Below are 17,262 nucleotides of genomic sequence, written 5' to 3'. Positions count from 1 at the left end.
CCGCTCCTTATTAATTACGAATACTAGCATTCGCGATCATTTTTGGTGTTATGAACACCAGCATTTCTCTTTTTGTTGACTGGCGAACACGACTTTTAAACAAATTTCCAAGCACCGGAATATCTCCCAGCAATGGAATTTTATTTTCCTGATTCGTTTCTTCCATTTCAAAAATACCACCAATCACAATGGTTCCGCCATTCTGAACCAAAATTTGGGTTTTTATGTGCTTTGTATCAATAGCAACACCTTGGGTGGTTGTCTCACCACGAGAGTCTTTATTAATATCCAGATCCAGAATAATATCCCCTTCAGGCGTAATTTGCGGAGTGACCTCCAGCTTCAGAACAGCCTTCTTGAAAGAGATTGTAGTTGCGCCATTAGGAGCCGTTACTGAATATGGATACTCGGTACCTTGCTCAATCAGGGCCTTAGTTTGATCTGCTGTAACCAACTTTGGACTGGATACAATTTTCCCCTGTCCATCGGCCTCCATTGCACTTAACTCGAGTGCCAGAAATCGATTAGCTGCCGAATTAAAAATAGAAACTGCAAAAGTGCCACCTCCAGTTACACCAGACAATGTTGCGGGCAAATTCACAAAATTGCCGGTGGTATCAACGGTGCTCCCCATACCACTGGATGCCACTGCATTGTTATAGCCAGTCCCAATTGCCAAACGGTTGTTTCCTGAGAGTCTGTATCCGCCGTCTCCACCTTGCTGGGCCCGGAGGTCACCGCCGCCCAAACGAACACCCAAAGCTCGTCCAAAAGTATCCCTTGCCTCAACAATTCGAGCTTCAATCAAAATCTGACGCACAGGCACGTCCAGCGTAGCCAGCAAGGCTTTCATCTCTTCCAGCTTGGAAGGGGTATCCGTCACAAACAGCTGATTGGTACGGGGTTCAGAAATGGCAGAGCCACGTGCTGACAGGAATCGCGTACTGACACCCGTTCCTCCTGCACCGCCACCAGACGAGGTGGTGATCTGAGTCAGGATATCGGCTGCCTTGGCGTAGTTCAGCTGAAAGCCCTGAGTGCGCAATGGCTCCAGCTTCTGGATTTCCATGGCTGCTTCATAGTCGCGCTTGGTGCGGGCGTCGATTTCATCCTTGGGTGCAATCCACAGTACCGAGCCCGATTTGCGCATGCCAAGTCCCTTGGCATCCATGATGATCTGCAGCGCCTGATCCCAAGGAACATCCTTGAGCCGCAAGGTCAGTGCACCGGTCACGGTATCGGACGTCACGATATTGAAGTTCGTAAAGTCGGCGATCACCTGCAGCAGCGAACGCACCTCAATATTCTGGAAATTGAGAGAGAGCTTTTCACCGCTGTAGCCAGGGCCTTGCGTCAGCTTGCTGGCATCGACCTTTTTCTGACGCACTTCCAGCACAAACTGGTTATCGCTCTGGTAGGCGCTATGCTCCCATTCGCCCAGAGGATCGATACGCATACGCACTCGATCGCCCTGCTGAGTGGTGGTAATGGTTTGAACAGGTGTTCCAAAGTCTGCAACATCCAGCTTGCGGCGCAGGTTTTCTGGCAATGCGGTTCTCAGGAAATCAACCGTCAGACCCTTGCCCTCCTGGCGCAGATCCACACCCACCTGACTATTGCTCAAGCTTACGACGACACGACCAGACCCATCGCTGCCGCGGCGGAAGTCCACCCCTTGAATTGGCGCAATATCGGAACTCGCCGTTTTGTTCTCAAACACATGAGCCACAGGGCTGGGTGCGGCATTGGTTGCTGCTGCGGCTGCACCCGCAGGGTCCAGCAGAATCAGCAGGCTTTTACCCTGTCGCTGCACCTTGTACGTGGTTGCTGTCTTGAGATTCAGCACCAGTCGCGAACGGCCTGACGCTTCCACAATATTGGCAGAGCGCAAATTGCCCTGATTGAAATCCACCAGAGATTTGCCGGAGGCATTGCTCACCCCGGGAAAATCCAGCGCGATACGCGCAGGCGACTGCACCACAAACCCCGTGGGATCAGCCGCCAGAGGCTCAGACATTTCGACACGGATGACCTCAGTGCCAGACTGCAAACCGCCAGTCACAGATTCAATACGTGCCTGCGCCCAGGCCGCCGAAGACAGCAGGAGCCCCCCGAGAGCGACGCCCCAATGGGCTTTCGCCAGAATACTGCGGTTAATGCCCATCATTTGCTACCCTCCTGCAACTCTAAAGTGCTCGTTCTTTCAATCCAGTCACCACCACCATCCTGAACAATTTCGCGCAATTGGATGGAGTTTTCAGTGATCTTGGTGATTTTTCCGTAGTTCTGACCCAAGTAGTTACCAACGCGAACCTGATACAGCAGCGTTCCAACTCTCAGCAGCGCGGTGGGAACGCCTTTTTTATCCAGGCTACCCACCATGGTCATCGCATCCAGTGGCTCAGCCTCCAGAGGCTCTTTGCGGCGATTGAGCTCTGGTGCCAGCAAATCCGTGCTGATATTGGCCTGCGCCGACTCTCTTCTCAGCACCTGGATCAGCTTCAATGGATTGAAGGGATCCATGCCTTCACCAGCCGTATAAGCCTGAGGCTTGAACGGCTTGGGCTCTTCCAGCGGCGTCACACGCGGCTTGGCATTGGCACGCTCTTGCGCCATCCAGGCACGCAGTTCATCCTCATCCGAGGCGGTGCAGCCTGCCAGCAAAGCACTGCCGATCAAAATCGCGCTCAGAGGAATAGTGATGTTTCTCATTTCTTCCCCTTGGCCGCCGCACGCTGCGCCTGAACTTCATCCGTATCCAGATAGCGGAAAGTTCTGGCCGTTGCATCCATGGTCAAAATGTCTGCATCCTTTCCGGCGGGCGCAATCGACAGGTTGTTCAGGGTCACGATACGAGACAGAAACGCAACATCAGAGGCAAACGCGCCAATATCGTGATAGCGCCCGGTCACTTTCAGAGTAATCGGCAACTCCGCGTAGTACTCCTTGGCCACCATGGCCCCAGGGCGGAAGACATCAAACTGCAGACTGCGGCCCAGACCTGCCTGATTGATATCAGACAGCAAGGCAGCCATTTCAGCCTTGCTGGGCAGTTGTTTCTCCAGCTGCGTCACATATTGCTCCACCTGCTCGCGCTGCTTCTTCAAGCCATCCAGGCTCACGGCCTTGATCAGCTTTTTCTGGTAATCCTCGCGCAGCGTCACCTCAGTCGCTCGCTCCTGCTCCAGCTCTGCTTCATAGTCTTTGAGCACAACAAACCACAGCAATGCGGCCACCGCAATGGCGACAGCCGCGTACAGCAATGCCTTAGGCAGCGCTGGCCAGACAGAAGGGTCATTGGGATCAAGATTTCGAAACTGACGCTGAATCTTTTCCTGCAGCGCCGAGAAATCAATGTTCAGAGATTTTTTTTGAGCCATTACTGCGCCTTTGCCGGAGTCGTTGGCGGGTTCACGCTTTTCTCTGCATCACTGGCTCTGGTCAGATTGAATTGCAGGGTAAATGCTGCAGCTCGGCGCTTTTCCTTGGCACTCACATCTACAGTCTTGGCCACAATTTCCTGCAGCTCAGGCTTGGAGAACCAGGGGGTACCGTCGGTCAGATTGCGCAGCATTTCGGAAATGCGTTCATTGGACTGCGCAGTGCCTTGCATGGTCACCAGCAAGCCATCTTGCTTGATGCTGGTGATATAGACCCCATCAGGCAGCTGCTTGACCAGTTCGTTAAGCATATGGACTGGCAGATTGCGGTCAGACTGCAGATCTTCCACCGCCTTCTGACGTGCACGCAAAGCCGTGATTTCGCTTTCCAGCCCTTCAATTTCCTTGATCTGTGCCTCCAGCACCTTGATCTCGGAGCGCAGCAGATTGTTTTTCTCCTGCTGGCCTTCGATCATGACCTGGAAATACCAATAGATCAGGCCTGCAATCAGCAGGCCTCCCAAGGCAGCCAGCACCATATTGACCTGAAACGCTTCTTTTCTGCGCTTCTTGGCGGCTTCGCGGTGCGGTAATAGATTGATTGAGATCACGCTGCAAACCTCCGCATTGCCAGGCCACAGGAGGTCAGATAAGAAGGCGCCTCACGCGCCATCTTTTTCAAGCGAACACTGCTGCCAATCTCCATGCCGTCAAAGGGATTGGCCAGACTGCACGCGCATCCCGTCTGCTGGCTCACCGCTTCCACCAGGCCCGGCAGCGAAGCAGAACCACCGGCCATCAAGATATGGTCAATGCGGTTGTAAGGGGTGCTGGTGAAGAAGAACTGCAGCGCCCGCGCCACTTCCTGGGTCAGGCTCTGCACAAAAGGCTTGAGCACGCCGGACGCGTAGTCCTCCGGCAACTCACCGCTGCGCTTCTTGGCTTCTGCTTCTTCCGGAGAAAAACCGTATTGGCGGGCAATCAGCTGGGTCAGCTGTGCACCGCCGAAAGCCTGATCGCGCTCATACAGCACATCATCGTTGCGCAGCACCTGCATGCTGGTCGTCATGGCTCCGACTTCAAACAGCGCAACAACCGCATCCCGCCCTTCATTGGGCAGACGTGAGACCAGCCGGGTCGCAGCCATGCGGGCAGCATAAGGCTCGATATCAACCACCACGGGCTTGAGCCCCGCTGCTTCTGCCAGACCCTGGCGATCCTGCACCTTTTCCTTACGTGATGCGGCAATCAGCACATCCACGTCGCCAGCAGACACTGCAGAAGGGCCAATAACGCAAAAATCCAGACTCACCTCGTCCAGTGAGAATGGAATGTATTGATTGGCTTCGGATTCCACCTGAACTTCCATCTCCAGATCAGTCAAACCTGCAGGAAGCGAAATTTTCTTGGTGATCACCGCAGCAGCGGGCAAAGCCATGGCCACATGCTTGGTGCGTGTACCGCTTTTTTTGACCAGACGGCGCACCGCTTCGGCCACCTCATCGAATTTTTCGATGTTGCCGTCGGTAATCCACCCTTTTTCGAGCGGCTCAATGGCGCAACGCTCCAGCTGCCACTCACCGCTTTTGCTTTTGCTCAGCTCAACCAGCTTCACACTGGAGGAGCTGATATCAATGCCTAGCAAAGGAGCAGGCTGACGGCTGAATAAAGAACTCAGAGCAATCAACATGCCCCCCTGTTTTGTAAAAATAGAAACAAAAGCCCACCGTATAACGTCATGCTAGCAGCAAGCTATAGCAGCGAACCCTTTGCTACAGGCTATCTCACCAAGATTAGTGGCTAAAAAAAGACATTTTTGCTCACGATCAAATGCAGCAACTGTTTCGACCATCATCAAAGCATTGCTAAGCCGGTGCATTAGGATTTCACAGGATCAGCCCAATTCGGCCGCCCTGTCCCGCTCTCAAGGGTGCATTTCTATAATGCCCTACCCTCTGTCATAACAGCGAAATGCCGCCCTCAGAATATTCAACCCATCAGGCTCCACCTCCTGGTCAGCCTGCTCCCAAAAAACGCATGCACTGGCTGCTGCGCTCCATCTTCTGGTTGTTCGGAATCGCCATCGCTGGCGCCCTGGCCCTTGTGCTGGCAATTGCTGTGGCACTGGCCATGGCCTACCCCAATCTGCCAGACGTGAGCGAACTGGCCGACTACCGGCCCAAGCTTCCCCTGCGCATCTACTCCAGCGAAGGGGCTCTGCTTGGCGAGTTTGGCGAAGAGCGCCGCACCCTCTCCCCGATCAAGGAGATCCCCAAGGTCATGACGGACGCGGTGCTGGCCATCGAAGACACCCGCTTCTTCGAGCACGGCGGCGTTGACTACAAGGGCATGCTGCGCGCTGCGCTGGCTAACCTCGGCAAGGTCAAGAGTCAGGGCGCTTCGACCATCACCATGCAGGTGGCGCGTAATGTGTACCTCTCCTCCGAGAAGACGTACACCCGCAAAATTTATGAAATCCTGCTGACCTTCAAGCTGGAGCACCTGCTGACCAAGGAACAGATCCTTGAGATCTACATGAACCAGATCTTCCTGGGCAACCGCGCCTATGGCTTTGCTGCTGCCAGCGAAGCCTACTTCGGCCACCCGCTCAAGGACATCACGGTTGCAGAAGCCGCCATGCTGGCCGGCCTGCCCAAGGCACCTTCGGCCTACAACCCCATCAGCAACCCCAAGCGGGCGCGCATCCGTCAGCTCTACATCATCGACCGCATGGAAGAAAACGGCTTCATCACAGCCGATCAAGCCAAGCAGGCCCGTGAAGAGCCGCTGAAGCTGCGCACCGCCAGCAACTCCACCCGCGTGCATGCGGAATATGTGGCAGAAATGGCGCGCCAGCTGATCTTTGCCCAATACGGCAACGAAGCCTATACACGCGGCCTGAACGTCTACACCACGCTGAACGCGGGTGAACAGGAAGCTGCCTACAAGGCTTTGCGCGAAGGCATCATGAGCTATGAACGCCGCCAGAAATACCGCGGCCCTGAAAAGTTCATCAACCTGCCCAGCAATGCGCAGGAGCGTGAAGACGCCATTGATGACGTGCTGGCCAACCACCCCGATAACGGCGATGTGATTGCCGCTGTGGTGCTGGATGCCTCTCCCCGCAAGATTGTGGCGGCGCGTGCGGACGGCGAGCATTTCGACATCACCGGCGAAGGCCTGCGCCCCGCCGAATCGGGACTGAGCCCCAAGGCTCCGCCCAACACCAAGATCCGCCCTGGTGCCGTGATTCGAGCCATCAAGACAGCCAAGGGCTCCTGGGAAATCACCCAGCTTCCCGAAGTGGAAGGTGCTTTTGTTGCCACATCGACTGAAACCGGCGCCATTCGCGCTCTGGTCGGTGGTTTTGACTTCGAGAAAAACAAGTTCAACCACGTAACCCAGGCCTGGCGTCAGCCTGGCTCCAGCTTCAAGCCAATCATTTATTCGGCTTCGCTGGAGCACGGCTTCTCGCCTGCCACCGTCATCAATGACGCGCCGATCTTCTTCAGCGCAGCAACAACCGGTGGTCAGCCCTGGGAACCCAAGAACTACGACGGCACCTACGCCGGCCCCATGACCATGCGCACGGGCTTGAACAAGTCCAAGAACATGATCTCCATTCGTCTGCTGCAGGCCATCGGCCCCAAGGCGGGCCAGGAATGGGCAACCCGCTTTGGCTTTGAAGCCGCCAAGCAGCCTGCCTATCTGACCATGGCTCTGGGTGCTGGCTCGGTCACGCCCTTGCAGATGGCCAGCGCCTACTCGGTGTTTGCCAATGGCGGCCACCGTGTCAACCCCTGGCTGATCGCCCGTGTCACTGACCACAAGGGTCGCGTGCTGTCTGAATTCACGCCGCCTCCCGTCAGCCAGCTGCCTCAGGCCATTCCCGCACGCAATGCCTTCCTCACGGGCACCATGCTCAATGATGTAGCGCGCGTAGGTACGGCGGCCAAGGCCCAGGCCACGCTCAAGCGCCCTGACCTCTATGGCAAGACCGGCACAACCAATGACTCTGTGGACGCGTGGTTCACGGGCTACCAGCCCTCTTTGGCAGCGGTTTCCTGGATTGGCTATGACACGCCGCGTAATCTGGGCTCCCGCGAAACCGGCGGTGGCCTGAGCCTGCCTATCTGGATCAGCTTCATGCAGCACGCACTCAAGGGCGTTCCTGTGGCCGAAGTTCATGCCCCACCCGGCGTCGTGAACATGGGCGGCGACTGGTACTACGAAGAAAATGCCCGTGGCGGTGGCGTGCCCAGCCTGGGCATGGAAAGCGCAGCGCCTGCCGACAATGGCGCAGGGGCTGGAGCAGGAGGCGCCACGCCAGCGCCAGCATCCGAGGAACGCAGCCGCATTCTGGACTTGTTCAGAAACTGATATCCGCTCTGCACCGCAGGCCCGCCAGGGTCTGCGCCCACAAAAAAAAGCCTGCCACCTCACGGTGACAGGCTTTTTTATTGAGAAGTGAGCCTCAGTTTCAGGCCAGAGCCTTGAACGCCAGCGTCAGGCCAGACTGCTCGCTCGCATGCTGGCTCAGGTTGGCAAAAAACTCGCCCGCACCCTTGGTATCCAGCCAGACTTGCTGTGCCTCGTCAAAGCGATAGTGAAACCCGCCCGCCTTGGAGGCCAGCCAGATTTCATGCAGGGGCTTTTGCTGGTTGATCACAATCTGGCTGCGGTTTGCAAACACCAGCGTCACCATGCCCCCCACGCGCTGCGCATCAAGGTCTGCATCGGTTTCATCGTTGATGCGGTCACAGCATTGCTCCACAGCCAGCAGAAGTTGGTCCGCGCGGTCCAGATATTCAAGGTCAGTCATTACAATTTGCCCATGTTGAAAGCCAATCAAATTCTAGTCAGGAGCATTGCCCTTGCAGCTTGTGCGGCGTCCCTGGCCGCACTATCTGCCTGCGGACAACGCGGCCCGCTCTATCTTCCGGTAGAGCCAGCGGCCCAGAATCGCGCCACTTTGCCTGAATCTCTGGGCATTTCATCGCGCTCCAGCACGCCGCAGCCTGCGTCTGCCGCAAAGCTGCCACCTCCACCCGCACCAGAAGAGGATGAAGCCAACCTTCCGGCTATCACCCAGCCAGTTCAGAGCCGGCCCTGAGGCTTGATACATATCAACATGCCACCGTGGGTTCAGCCCTAGAGTGCAGGCACATTGTCCTTTGACAAACTGCCTGCCATGCCCATAGAGCTCTATCGCGATAAAACCCATGCCTGCCTGATGTTTACCGACCTCATCGAAGAGGACGGTCAAGCCATTCAGGCCAATCAGTTCCTGATTGTGGACAACGGCACCGGCGCCATCATCGACCCCGGTGGCAACCTCGCTTTCAACGAGCTGTTCATGGGCATGTCGCGCCACTTTCAGCCGCAAAAGCTGGCTTATGTGGTGGCCTCGCATGCCGACCCGGACATCATCGCCTCGCTGGACCGCTGGATGACCAGCACCCGCGCCCAGCTGGTGATTTCACGCATCTGGGAGCGCTTTGCCCCCCACTTCACCAAGGTGGGCAAGACGGAAAACCGCGTGATTGGCGTGCCCGACTCTGGCGGCCGCCTGCCGCTGGGCAAGACCGAGCTGGTGCTGCTGCCCGCGCACTTTTTGCACGCAGAAGGCAATTTCCACTTCTACGATCCGATCAGCAAGATTCTGTTCACCGGCGATCTGGGTGTTTCGCTGACGACAGGTGCAGAGGCGCAGAAGCCGGTCACCGACCTCATGCCCCACATCGCACGCATGGAAGGCTTTCACCGCCGCTACATGGTCTCCAACAAGATCTTGCGTCTGTGGGTGCAGATGGCACGCCAGTTGCCCATCGACATGATCGTGCCCCAGCACGGCGCGCCCATCATGGGCAAGCCCGCCATTACCGACCTGTTCAACTGGCTGGAAGGCCTGCAGTGCGGTATCGACCTGTTTGACCAGCGCGCCTATCAGCTGCCTGCCGCCGAGATTGACCCGGTTTCGCGCCAGGTGCGCGCGCCGCAGGGCGCCACCGCCAGCTGATTATTTTTTGATAGCGCGCACCGCACGCCAGGCAAGCAGTACAGCCAGAATTACTGCATAGACAGCGACTTCTGCCAAATTATTCTTGCCTGCGCGCATCCAGAAAAAGTGCAGCAGCGCCAGCGGAACCACCGCATAGACCGTGCGGTGCAGCCACTGCCAGCGTTTGCCGCCCAGCGCCTTGACCACGACCTTGGGCGAAGTGACGGCCAGCACCAGCAAAACCGCCCAGGCCGCAAAGCCCACCAGAATGAATGGCCGCTTGGGAATATCGGCCACGATGTCGCCCCACTCCAGCCCCATGTCAAACCAGGCATAGCAAAGCAGGTGCAGACAGGCGTAGAAGAACACGTACAGACCCAGCATGCGCCGATAGCGCGCCAGCGCAGTCCAGCCGCTCAGCTGGCGCAGCGGTGTGACCGCCAGCACGATACAGAGAAAACGCAGCGTCCAGTCGCCCGTGCTGCGCAGCAAAGCCTCTGCCGGGTTGGCACCCAGCCCATCCGTCAAAGCCGCGTAGAACAGCCACGCACAGGGCAGCAGGCACAGCAAAAAGACCAGCGGCTTGACCCAGGGCTGCAGCAGCAATTTCTGCAAACTGGCCTGCATCAATAAAACTTCTTCAAATCCATGCCCGCGTACAGCTGCGCCACCTGCTCGGCATAGCCGTTGAACAGCAGCGTCTTGCGCTTTTTGGCAAACAGGCCACCTTCGCCAATGCGCCGCTCCGTCGCCTGGCTCCAGCGCGGGTGATCGACCTCGGGGTTCACATTGGAATAGAAGCCGTATTCATTGCGCGCAGCCTTGTTCCAGGCCGTGCCCGGCTCCTTGTCCGTCAGGCGAATGGCCACCAGCGATTTGGCGCTTTTAAAGCCGTACTTCCACGGCACCACCAGGCGCAGCGGTGCACCGTTCTGGTTGGGCAGCACCTCGCCGTACATGCCAAAGGCCAGCAGCGTCAGCGGGTGCATGGCTTCATCCAGCCGCAGGCCTTCCGTGTAGGGCCAGTCCAGCACGCCGCTTTTCAGACCAGGCATCTGCGCCTTGTCGGCCAGTGTGACAAATTCCACATACTTGGCATTGCCCAGCGGCTGCACTTTCTTGAGCAGCTCAGACAGCGAATAGCCCACCCACGGAATGACCATGGACCAGCCTTCCACACAGCGCAGGCGATAGATACGCTCTTCCATCGGTGCGAGCTTGAGCAGGCTGTCGATATCCAGCGTCTGCGGCTTTTGCACCAGACCTTCGATGCGCACTGTCCACGGCCGGGTCTTGAGCGTATGGGCGTTGCGGGCGGGCTCGTCCTTGTCCAGCCCGAACTCGTAGTAGTTGTTGTAGCCCGTCACATCCTGGTAGCTGGTCATCGCATCCATGGTCATGGCGCCCGCTACCTTGCTGGCCACACCCTTCAGGGCGGGCAGATGCACGCGGTCTGCCGCCGCCAGCGCATCGCGCCCAGCCCAGCCAGCCAAGGTGGCGCCCGCAGCCCCCATGGCCAGCGTCTGCATGAAGGCGCGGCGTTGCAAATACTGGGCCTGCGGCGTGATTTCGCTGCTCAGCGGGTGGTCAAAACCTTGGTGGCTATTGCGTATCAGCATGTGCGTGCTTTCTGATTGCGGACGATCAAGCGTATTGCGATTTCAGAACCGCCTGCGTCAGCAAAGTTCCGGGGCGCAGGCAAATAAAAAAGGAGCTGCTTGCGCCTGATATCAAAGCATCTCAAGGCCATACAACCCTGAAACCCTTATTCAACCAGCGCAAGCAGCTCCTTTTATCAGAGTGCTTGAATTAAGGCTTACAGCTCACCGTAGCTATGCAGACCCGAGAGGAACATGTTCACGCCCAGGAAGGCAAAGGTGGTGACGGCCAGACCCGCCAGCGCCCACCATGCGGATACCGTGCCGCGCAGGCCCTTCATCAAACGCATGTGCAGCCAGGCCGCGTAGTTGAGCCAGACGATCAGCGCCCAGGTTTCCTTGGGGTCCCAGCTCCAGTAGCCGCCCCAAGCCTCAGCCGCCCACAGCGCGCCCAGCACAGTGGCAATGGTGAAGAAGGCAAAGCCCACGGCAATGGCCTTGTACATCACGTCGTCCAAAATTTCGAAAGAAGGCAGACGTGCGGCAATGCGCTTGCGTGCCAGCAGAATACCGGCCACGATCAACGCGGAAATGCCGAAATAGACGATCCAGTAGCTGCCGCCATTGGCCGTCGCACCCTTGCGAAAGACGATGGGCTCAAAGCACAGCACAATGCCCAGCAGCCACAGCGGCGCGAGCTTGTACCACTTGGTCTCAGTGGCCTGCTGCTTGATGAGGTAGGCAAACGCCACCATGGCCGACAGTGCAAACGTGCCGTAACCAATGAAGTTGGCGGGCACGTGCAGCTTCATCCACCAGCTCTTCAGAGCAGGCACCAGAGGCTGAATTTCATGGGCCTGGCGCACCAGCGTGTACCAGAGCAAAAAGCCCACGGCCGCGCTGACCACCAGCATCACAAAGCCACCCAGAGCGCGGGTGTCGTAATGGTTCTCGTAGTACAGATAGAACAGCGCCGTCATCCAGCAGAACATCACGAACACTTCGTAGAGGTTGCTGACGGGGATGTGACCAATGTCCGGGCCCAGCAGATAGCTCTCGTACCAGCGCACCATGGTGCCGATCAGTGCCATGGCCACAGCCAGCCACGCCAGACGCGAGCCCAGCAGCGACATGACGGAGCGTTCACCCTTGGCAAAAATGCCAATCCAGTAAAACACCGTGCTGATGAAGAACACCATGCTCATCCACAGAATCGCGGACTGACTGGAGAGGAAGTATTTCAGGCCAAAGACCTGCTCTGAACGCGCAAGATCGCCGCCATCCGCCCCCTGATACAGGCCAACGGCCATGAGCGAGAAACCGGCCACCGCCAGCATCAGCACGGCCAGCGGCCGCCAGAACCAGCCCAGCCAGATCATGGCGGGAATAGAGGCCAGCAAAATGCCTTTCTCATACACGTCCATATAGCTGGCATAGCGCTGCAGCGCATAGCCCAGACCCACGGCCACCACGACCGCAAACAACCAGTCAAACCAGTTGCGGCGGGCGAAATAGCCTTCGTTCAGTGTCAATGTCGTCGTGGCGGTGTTCATACAGAACCTCCGGGAGTCTTCTTTTGCACGGGTTTGGCCCCGATCAGCTTATCAGCCAGCATGGTGAATTCGCGGTCACCATCCATGGTTTTGCGGTTGGTGGACAAAGCCATGTTCGCATGGCTTGCACCGTTTACGGGCGTCAGCCAGATCCAGATACGGCGATCACGCACGTACAGCATGGCAAACACGCCGATGATCAGGAACAGGCAGCCCAGATAAACAATATTCTTGCCAGGCGCACGCGCCACCTGGAAGACGCTGGCCTGCACCTGCTTGAAGTCGGTCATCATGAAGACCACAGGTGCAGGGTAGAACTGAGCGTCGCTGAGCGAGAAGACCGACTGCGTCATGAACGCCTGTGTTTTCTCGTCGCCTTCAAACGGCTTGAGCCCCGCCTGCGCACGCATCTGCTGGGCCAGCTCATACAGCACGCCGTTCAGAATACGCACCAGCACTTCGCCCGCACGCTCGCGCTCGGCTTCGGGCACATTGCTGTCCATGAAGTCCGAAATCGCCTGCAGACCGCCAAGCTGGCGGCCATCGGGGCCTTTGATCTTGCTGTCCTTGCCAGCAAACAGCTCCAGCGCCTTCAGGGCCGACTGGGTCAGCGGCTCGGCCAGCTCGGGCTTGGAAACATCCACAGCCTTCTGCACATAGGCGCGGGCGGCTTTTTCCGCCAGTTCCTTGTTCTGCATGGCCTGGCGCAGGCTCATGAAGGTGTTCATCGTGCCTTCCGGGTCTGCCGGCACGCGCAGATAGCGCATCTGGTCGGCCTGGTTTTCACGCACGCCCAGCAGGAAGACGGGCTGACCTTCGCCCGTATCCACAGGCAGCATGTAGTTCTGGAACTCACGCGCCTGACCTGAAGCATCGCGCAGCTTGTAGCCCACGCTGGGGCCGATATTGCGCAAATCCTTTTTCTCGGTGGTCTTGTGGCCTGCGCCCAGACGGTCGCCAATGGCCTGCTTCAAGTCCACCTTGCGCACATCAGTGCCGCCTGCACTGCCAGCTGAACCTTTGTCTTGACCACCAAAGTTTTCCACGTTGATGGTGCGCAGCGCCGTGTATTCCAGCGTGACCTTGTCTTCCTGGCCATCCGCCTGCTTGCGCACAAACTGGGTGGAGTTGCCAATCACGCCTTCCACATCAAAGGGCTGAGAGACGCCATCCATGGGCAGCGCATGCAGCTTCACGGTGGAGCCGCCGTCATCAAAGCTCGACTGATAGATCTCTATGCCCTTGTAGCTGGCCGGATGGTTCACTTCCACGCGCTTTTCCAGCTTTTCGCCGGTTTCGCGGTCGTGAATCACGATATCGCTGGCAAATAGCTTGGGCATGCCAGTGGAGTAGTACTCCACAATGAATTTCTTGAGTTCCACCGAAAATGGCAGCTCTTGCAGCAAGATGCCATCTGATTGATTCAGGATAGCGGTGCCAGACTGCGTTCCTTCGGACACCATCAGGTTGCCACGGAAGGTGGGATTTTTGGGCGAGAGACGGTGCTCAGGCGCCACTTCCGAGATCATGCCGCCGCCGGTAAAAGGTGTTTTGCCTCCCAGCAGCATCTGGGCGCGCACAATCAAGTCGCCGTCAAACAGGCCACCCAGGCAAATCAGAATAATGGCGCTGTGCGCCGCGATGTAACCCAGCTTGTTGGCTGCGCCCGACTTGGCAGCCAGCATCCAGCCTGTTCCCGGGCCTGCTGCGGTATCACGCTGCTGCAGCTTGACCTTCCAGCCCCCCGAAGCCAGTTGCTGCCCAAGGCGCTTGGCCGCTTCTTCGGTGGTGCCGGGCACATCCGCCTCAGCCCGGTGGCCAAAGGCCTTGAGGCTTTGCTCGCGAATGTTTTCCTTGTAAGTGCGGATATCAGCCAGATATTTGGGTGCATGGCGCGCCACGCACAGGCCGGTACTGACCACCAAAAACGCCAGAATCAGCAAAAACCACCAGGCGCTGTAAACGGCATTGAGCTTGAGCGACAGAAACAGCTGCGCCCAGAAGGGGCCGAACTGGTTGACGTAGTTGACCAGCGGCTCATGCTGCTTGAGCACCGTACCGATAACCGATGCGATGCAGATCACCGTCAGCAGTGAGATGGCAAAGCGCATCGAGGCCAGCAACTCCAGAGTCGCGCGCACTGCCGGTGAGCGAGAGGAGTCACGATCGCGAAGTGGAAGGTCTGACATGAACGATTTGAAATATCCGGACGCAAAAAGGCGGGTCCATCTGCTGATGCAGCCGATGGCCCGCCTGACTTGGGGGTTGCCTGAAGCCTGAAAGTTCCCGGATCACTCAGGCATCGCAGTGAAAGCTCTTTAACGCAAGCCAGCTATATAGTCTGCCACGGCCTTGATTTCGCGATCATTAAGCTTGGCAGCAACCTGAGCCATGGGAATGCTATTGCTGCGTTTGCCGTCACGGAAGTCCGTCAGAGATTTCACGGTGTAATCGGCGTGCTGACCCGACAGACGCGGGTACTGCGCTGGCAGGCCCGCACCATTGGGGCTGTGGCAGCTGGCACAGGCGGCGATCTGGCGATCCTGAATACCGCCGCGGTAGATGCGTTCACCCAGTGCCACCAGATCCTTCTCTTTGGAGAATCCGGTCTTGGGCGTCTGGGTGTGCAACCAGGCAGCAATGTTCTGCATATCGCCCTCGCTCAGCGAAGAGGCAAAGCCCTTCATCACGGGGTCGTTACGCTTGCCGTCCTTGAACTCGCGCAGTTGCTTGACCAGATATTCTGGATGCTGACCTGCGAGCTTGGGCTGCAAGGGGATGGTGGAATTACCATCAGCGGCGTGGCAAGAGGCGCAAACCGCCCCATAACTGGTCTGCCCTTTCGCGGCATCTGCCTTGACAGGTGTTTCTCCCGCTGAAAATGCAGGGAAGGCAGGTGCTGCGAAAATGGCAGCAGTCAGCAAAGAGGCAAGCAACTTCATATCGAGGGGCTGGGTCTATTGTTGAGAGTGCTAATCCTTCAAATTCTACAATGGGCCCCCCTGAAATAGTTACCGTCATGACCCATGCTTCCCCGGATACAGATCCCGGAAAAACACATTCTTTGATCGACAGCAAGCTTGCGATGGGCTGGATGCACACCGCACGCTTCTTCACGACCGCTGCCCAGCTCAATCAGCTGCCCAAGGTCGAAGTTCCTGAAATTGCTTTTGTGGGCCGCTCCAACGCGGGCAAGTCCACCGCCATCAACACGCTGACCCAGCAAAAGCAGCTGGCTTTTGCGTCCAAGAAGCCCGGCCGCACCCAGCACATCAACCTGTTTGCCCTGGGCAAGCAGGGCGTGACCGATGCCGTGCTGGCCGACTTGCCAGGCTACGGCTACGCTGCTGTGTCCCGCGAAGACAAGGCCCGCTGGCAGCGCGTGATGCTCAACTACCTGATGAGCCGCGAAAGCCTCTCGGCCGTGGTGCTGCTGTGCGACCCGCGCCTGGGCCTGACCGAGCTGGACGAAGCCCTGCTGGACGCGATTCGCCCCCGCGTGGAAGCGGGCTTGAAATTCCTGATCGTGCTGACCAAGGCCGACAAGCTGACCCGCGCCGAGCAGGCCAAGATTCTCTCCATCACCAAGCTCAACGCCGGTGGTGGCGAGGTGCGTTTGTTCTCTGCCCTCAAAAAGCAGGGCGTGGGCGATGTGGCCCAGCTGCTGTGGCACTGGTGCCACCCCGAGGGTTTGCCACAGGCAGAACCCGTCGCCCAAGCGACGCCCGCTGACAAAGCACCTGAGCAAAATCAGCCTTAGGCGCTTATTTGGCAAGCGCCAGAAGCTACAAAAAGGAGAGCTTCATGGTCGCAGCTTGCATGCACACTCTTCCCACAGGGGTTGAACTGGAATGCCGCACCAGCGGCCAGCCGGGTCAGCCCCTGTTGCTGTTTCTGCACGGTTTTCCCGAGGGCGCTTTCATCTGGGATAGCCTGCTGGCGCACTTTGGCAACTGCTACCGCTGCGTCGCGCCCAATCTGCGCGGCTACGGAAAATCCAGCCAGCCCACAGCCATCAGCGACTACCGCGCCAAACATCTGGTGGAAGATCTGGCCGCACTGATCACCATCGAAGGCGCGGGGAACGCCGCCTGCGTGATTGCCCACGACTGGGGCGGCGCCGTGGCCTGGGGGCTGGCCAATCGATACCCTGCGCAGGTTCAGCGCTTATTGATACTCAACTCCCCGCATCCCGGCGCTTTTCTGCGCGAACTTCAGAAAAATCCGCAGCAGCAGGCAGCGAGCCAGTACATGCATTTTCTGCGTCGCCCCGATGCCCCCGAGCTGCTGGCCGAAAACGACTGGAGCCGCATGCTGGGCTTTTTCCAGCACCCCGACGGCAGCCTGCCCGACTGGCTGACACCTGAGCGCCAGCAGCAATATCGCGATCACTGGAATCTGGGGGTGCATGGCGCCTGCATGTTCTATGCTGCCAGCCCCCTGGTGCCGCCGCGCCCCGAAGGCAGCGAAGACGAGCTGCAGGACATTCGCGGGCTGAGCCTGCCCGAGGAGATGCTGCATATTCCTGTGCCCGTGCGCATTCTGTGGGGAGACAGCGACCTTGCGCTACACCCTGCCCTGCTTGATGGGCTGGAGCAATGGGTGCCGCGCCTGCAGGTCGAGCACCTGAAAGGCTGCAGCCACTGGGTGGTGCATGAAAGGCCAGAGGCTGTGCGACATGCGCTGACAGACTTTCTGAGCCAGCATCACTCCTGAAAAAGAAGCTGGCA

The 17,262-nt window shown here is 58.0% G+C and carries 16 protein-coding genes; 5 read left to right on the top strand and 11 right to left on the bottom strand.

Translation table 11 applies throughout. The features are described from left to right. Positions 1-10 precede the first annotated feature (10 nt). Genes JDW18_RS03765 through JDW18_RS03745 form a run of 5 tightly spaced genes read right to left on the bottom strand, consistent with a single transcriptional unit; the run spans position 11 to position 5,070 of the window. Positions 11-2,167, bottom strand: coding sequence for a type IV pilus secretin PilQ (locus tag JDW18_RS03765; protein ID WP_218242410.1), 2,157 nt, complete (start codon positions 2,165-2,167; stop codon positions 11-13). Next, positions 2,164-2,712, bottom strand: coding sequence for a pilus assembly protein PilP (locus JDW18_RS03760; RefSeq protein WP_218242409.1), 549 nt, complete (start codon positions 2,710-2,712; stop codon positions 2,164-2,166). Before JDW18_RS03760 ends, JDW18_RS03765 begins: the two co-directional genes overlap by 4 nt. Continuing rightward, the gene (locus JDW18_RS03755) at positions 2,709-3,380 is read right to left on the bottom strand and encodes a type IV pilus inner membrane component PilO (protein ID WP_218242408.1); all 672 of its coding nucleotides are present in this window, start codon (positions 3,378-3,380) and stop codon (positions 2,709-2,711) included. The genes JDW18_RS03760 and JDW18_RS03755 overlap by 4 nt, the downstream gene beginning before the upstream one ends. Next, positions 3,380-3,991: a PilN domain-containing protein gene (locus JDW18_RS03750; protein ID WP_218242407.1), complete on the bottom strand. Its 612-nt coding sequence runs from the start codon at positions 3,989-3,991 to the stop codon at positions 3,380-3,382. The genes JDW18_RS03755 and JDW18_RS03750 overlap by 1 nt, the downstream gene beginning before the upstream one ends. Then, positions 3,988-5,070 (bottom strand): pilus assembly protein PilM, encoded by a 1,083-nt coding sequence (locus tag JDW18_RS03745; protein ID WP_425514772.1) that lies wholly within the window; start codon positions 5,068-5,070, stop codon positions 3,988-3,990. Before JDW18_RS03745 ends, JDW18_RS03750 begins: the two co-directional genes overlap by 4 nt. A 347-nt stretch (positions 5,071-5,417) precedes the next feature. On the opposite strand from JDW18_RS03745, the gene JDW18_RS03740 reads away from it, so the two are divergent. Further along, positions 5,418-7,760, top strand: a complete 2,343-nt coding sequence (locus JDW18_RS03740; protein ID WP_218242406.1) for a penicillin-binding protein 1A — start codon at positions 5,418-5,420, stop codon at positions 7,758-7,760. A 100-nt stretch (positions 7,761-7,860) separates the two neighbouring features. Here the strand turns inward: JDW18_RS03740 and cyaY are convergent, their stop codons facing one another. Continuing rightward, positions 7,861-8,202 (bottom strand): iron donor protein CyaY, encoded by a 342-nt coding sequence (gene cyaY, locus JDW18_RS03735; RefSeq protein ID WP_218242405.1) that lies wholly within the window; start codon positions 8,200-8,202, stop codon positions 7,861-7,863. A gap of 12 nt (positions 8,203-8,214) precedes the next feature. Between cyaY and lptM the strand changes: the two genes are divergently transcribed. Both lptM and JDW18_RS03725 read left to right on the top strand, forming a co-directional pair. Beyond that, positions 8,215-8,493: an LPS translocon maturation chaperone LptM gene (gene lptM, locus JDW18_RS03730; RefSeq protein WP_218242404.1), complete on the top strand. Its 279-nt coding sequence runs from the start codon at positions 8,215-8,217 to the stop codon at positions 8,491-8,493. A gap of 78 nt (positions 8,494-8,571) precedes the next feature. Further along, complete coding sequence (locus tag JDW18_RS03725) at positions 8,572-9,399, top strand: oxygen-binding di-iron domain-containing protein (RefSeq protein WP_218243762.1); 828 nt, start codon at positions 8,572-8,574, stop codon at positions 9,397-9,399. Here JDW18_RS03725 and JDW18_RS03720 read toward each other — a convergent pair whose 3' ends face one another. The 5 genes from JDW18_RS03720 to JDW18_RS03700 all read right to left on the bottom strand — a co-directional run bounded on the left by JDW18_RS03720 (position 9,400) and on the right by JDW18_RS03700 (position 15,474). Further along, positions 9,400-10,008, bottom strand: a complete 609-nt coding sequence (locus JDW18_RS03720) for a protein-methionine-sulfoxide reductase heme-binding subunit MsrQ (RefSeq protein ID WP_246610264.1) — start codon at positions 10,006-10,008, stop codon at positions 9,400-9,402. Then, positions 10,008-11,000, bottom strand: coding sequence for a protein-methionine-sulfoxide reductase catalytic subunit MsrP (msrP, locus tag JDW18_RS03715; RefSeq protein WP_218242403.1), 993 nt, complete (start codon positions 10,998-11,000; stop codon positions 10,008-10,010). Before msrP ends, JDW18_RS03720 begins: the two co-directional genes overlap by 1 nt. Positions 11,001-11,197: 197 nt before the next feature. Beyond that, entirely contained in the window at positions 11,198-12,532 is a 1,335-nt protein-coding gene (ccsB, locus tag JDW18_RS03710) for a c-type cytochrome biogenesis protein CcsB (protein WP_218242402.1), read from the bottom strand. Continuing rightward, on the bottom strand, positions 12,529-14,721 hold the full coding sequence (locus tag JDW18_RS03705) for a cytochrome c biogenesis protein ResB (RefSeq protein ID WP_218242401.1): 2,193 nt from the start codon (positions 14,719-14,721) through the stop codon (positions 12,529-12,531). The genes ccsB and JDW18_RS03705 overlap by 4 nt, the downstream gene beginning before the upstream one ends. A gap of 129 nt (positions 14,722-14,850) precedes the next feature. Further along, positions 14,851-15,474: a c-type cytochrome gene (locus tag JDW18_RS03700; RefSeq protein ID WP_218242400.1), complete on the bottom strand. Its 624-nt coding sequence runs from the start codon at positions 15,472-15,474 to the stop codon at positions 14,851-14,853. A 77-nt stretch (positions 15,475-15,551) separates the two neighbouring features. Between JDW18_RS03700 and yihA the strand changes: the two genes are divergently transcribed. Beyond that, complete coding sequence (gene yihA / locus JDW18_RS03695; protein WP_246610262.1) at positions 15,552-16,292, top strand: ribosome biogenesis GTP-binding protein YihA/YsxC; 741 nt, start codon at positions 15,552-15,554, stop codon at positions 16,290-16,292. 44 nt (positions 16,293-16,336) lie between these two features. After that, positions 16,337-17,248, top strand: a complete 912-nt coding sequence (locus JDW18_RS03690; RefSeq protein ID WP_218242399.1) for an alpha/beta fold hydrolase — start codon at positions 16,337-16,339, stop codon at positions 17,246-17,248. The last annotated feature ends 14 nt before the right edge of the window (positions 17,249-17,262 follow it).

The organism is Comamonas fluminis (genome assembly GCF_019186805.1).
GTDB lineage: Bacteria > Pseudomonadota > Gammaproteobacteria > Burkholderiales > Burkholderiaceae_C > Comamonas > Comamonas fluminis.
Note: the sequence above shows the minus strand (reverse complement) of the source record. Positions and strands in the feature narration are given on the sequence as shown.

What these genes read in the sequence shown, in the direction of transcription:
- JDW18_RS03765 (WP_218242410.1), bottom strand. Translation starts at nt 2,167, where the DNA reads ATGATGGGCATTAACCGCAGTATTCTGGCGAAAGCCCATTGGGGCGTC.
- JDW18_RS03760 (WP_218242409.1), bottom strand. Translation starts at nt 2,712, where the DNA reads ATGAGAAACATCACTATTCCTCTGAGCGCGATTTTGATCGGCAGTGCT.
- JDW18_RS03755 (WP_218242408.1), bottom strand. Translation starts at nt 3,380, where the DNA reads ATGGCTCAAAAAAAATCTCTGAACATTGATTTCTCGGCGCTGCAGGAA.
- JDW18_RS03745 (WP_425514772.1), bottom strand. Translation starts at nt 5,070, where the DNA reads ATGTTGATTGCTCTGAGTTCTTTATTCAGCCGTCAGCCTGCTCCTTTG.
- JDW18_RS03740 (WP_218242406.1), top strand. Translation starts at nt 5,418, where the DNA reads ATGCACTGGCTGCTGCGCTCCATCTTCTGGTTGTTCGGAATCGCCATC.
- cyaY (WP_218242405.1), bottom strand. Translation starts at nt 8,202, where the DNA reads ATGACTGACCTTGAATATCTGGACCGCGCGGACCAACTTCTGCTGGCT.
- lptM (WP_218242404.1), top strand. Translation starts at nt 8,215, where the DNA reads ATGTTGAAAGCCAATCAAATTCTAGTCAGGAGCATTGCCCTTGCAGCT.
- JDW18_RS03725 (WP_218243762.1), top strand. Translation starts at nt 8,572, where the DNA reads ATGCCCATAGAGCTCTATCGCGATAAAACCCATGCCTGCCTGATGTTT.
- JDW18_RS03720 (WP_246610264.1), bottom strand. Translation starts at nt 10,008, where the DNA reads ATGCAGGCCAGTTTGCAGAAATTGCTGCTGCAGCCCTGGGTCAAGCCG.
- msrP (WP_218242403.1), bottom strand. Translation starts at nt 11,000, where the DNA reads ATGCTGATACGCAATAGCCACCAAGGTTTTGACCACCCGCTGAGCAGC.
- ccsB (WP_218242402.1), bottom strand. Translation starts at nt 12,532, where the DNA reads ATGAACACCGCCACGACGACATTGACACTGAACGAAGGCTATTTCGCC.
- JDW18_RS03705 (WP_218242401.1), bottom strand. Translation starts at nt 14,721, where the DNA reads ATGTCAGACCTTCCACTTCGCGATCGTGACTCCTCTCGCTCACCGGCA.
- JDW18_RS03700 (WP_218242400.1), bottom strand. Translation starts at nt 15,474, where the DNA reads ATGAAGTTGCTTGCCTCTTTGCTGACTGCTGCCATTTTCGCAGCACCT.
- yihA (WP_246610262.1), top strand. Translation starts at nt 15,552, where the DNA reads ATGACCCATGCTTCCCCGGATACAGATCCCGGAAAAACACATTCTTTG.
- JDW18_RS03690 (WP_218242399.1), top strand. Translation starts at nt 16,337, where the DNA reads ATGGTCGCAGCTTGCATGCACACTCTTCCCACAGGGGTTGAACTGGAA.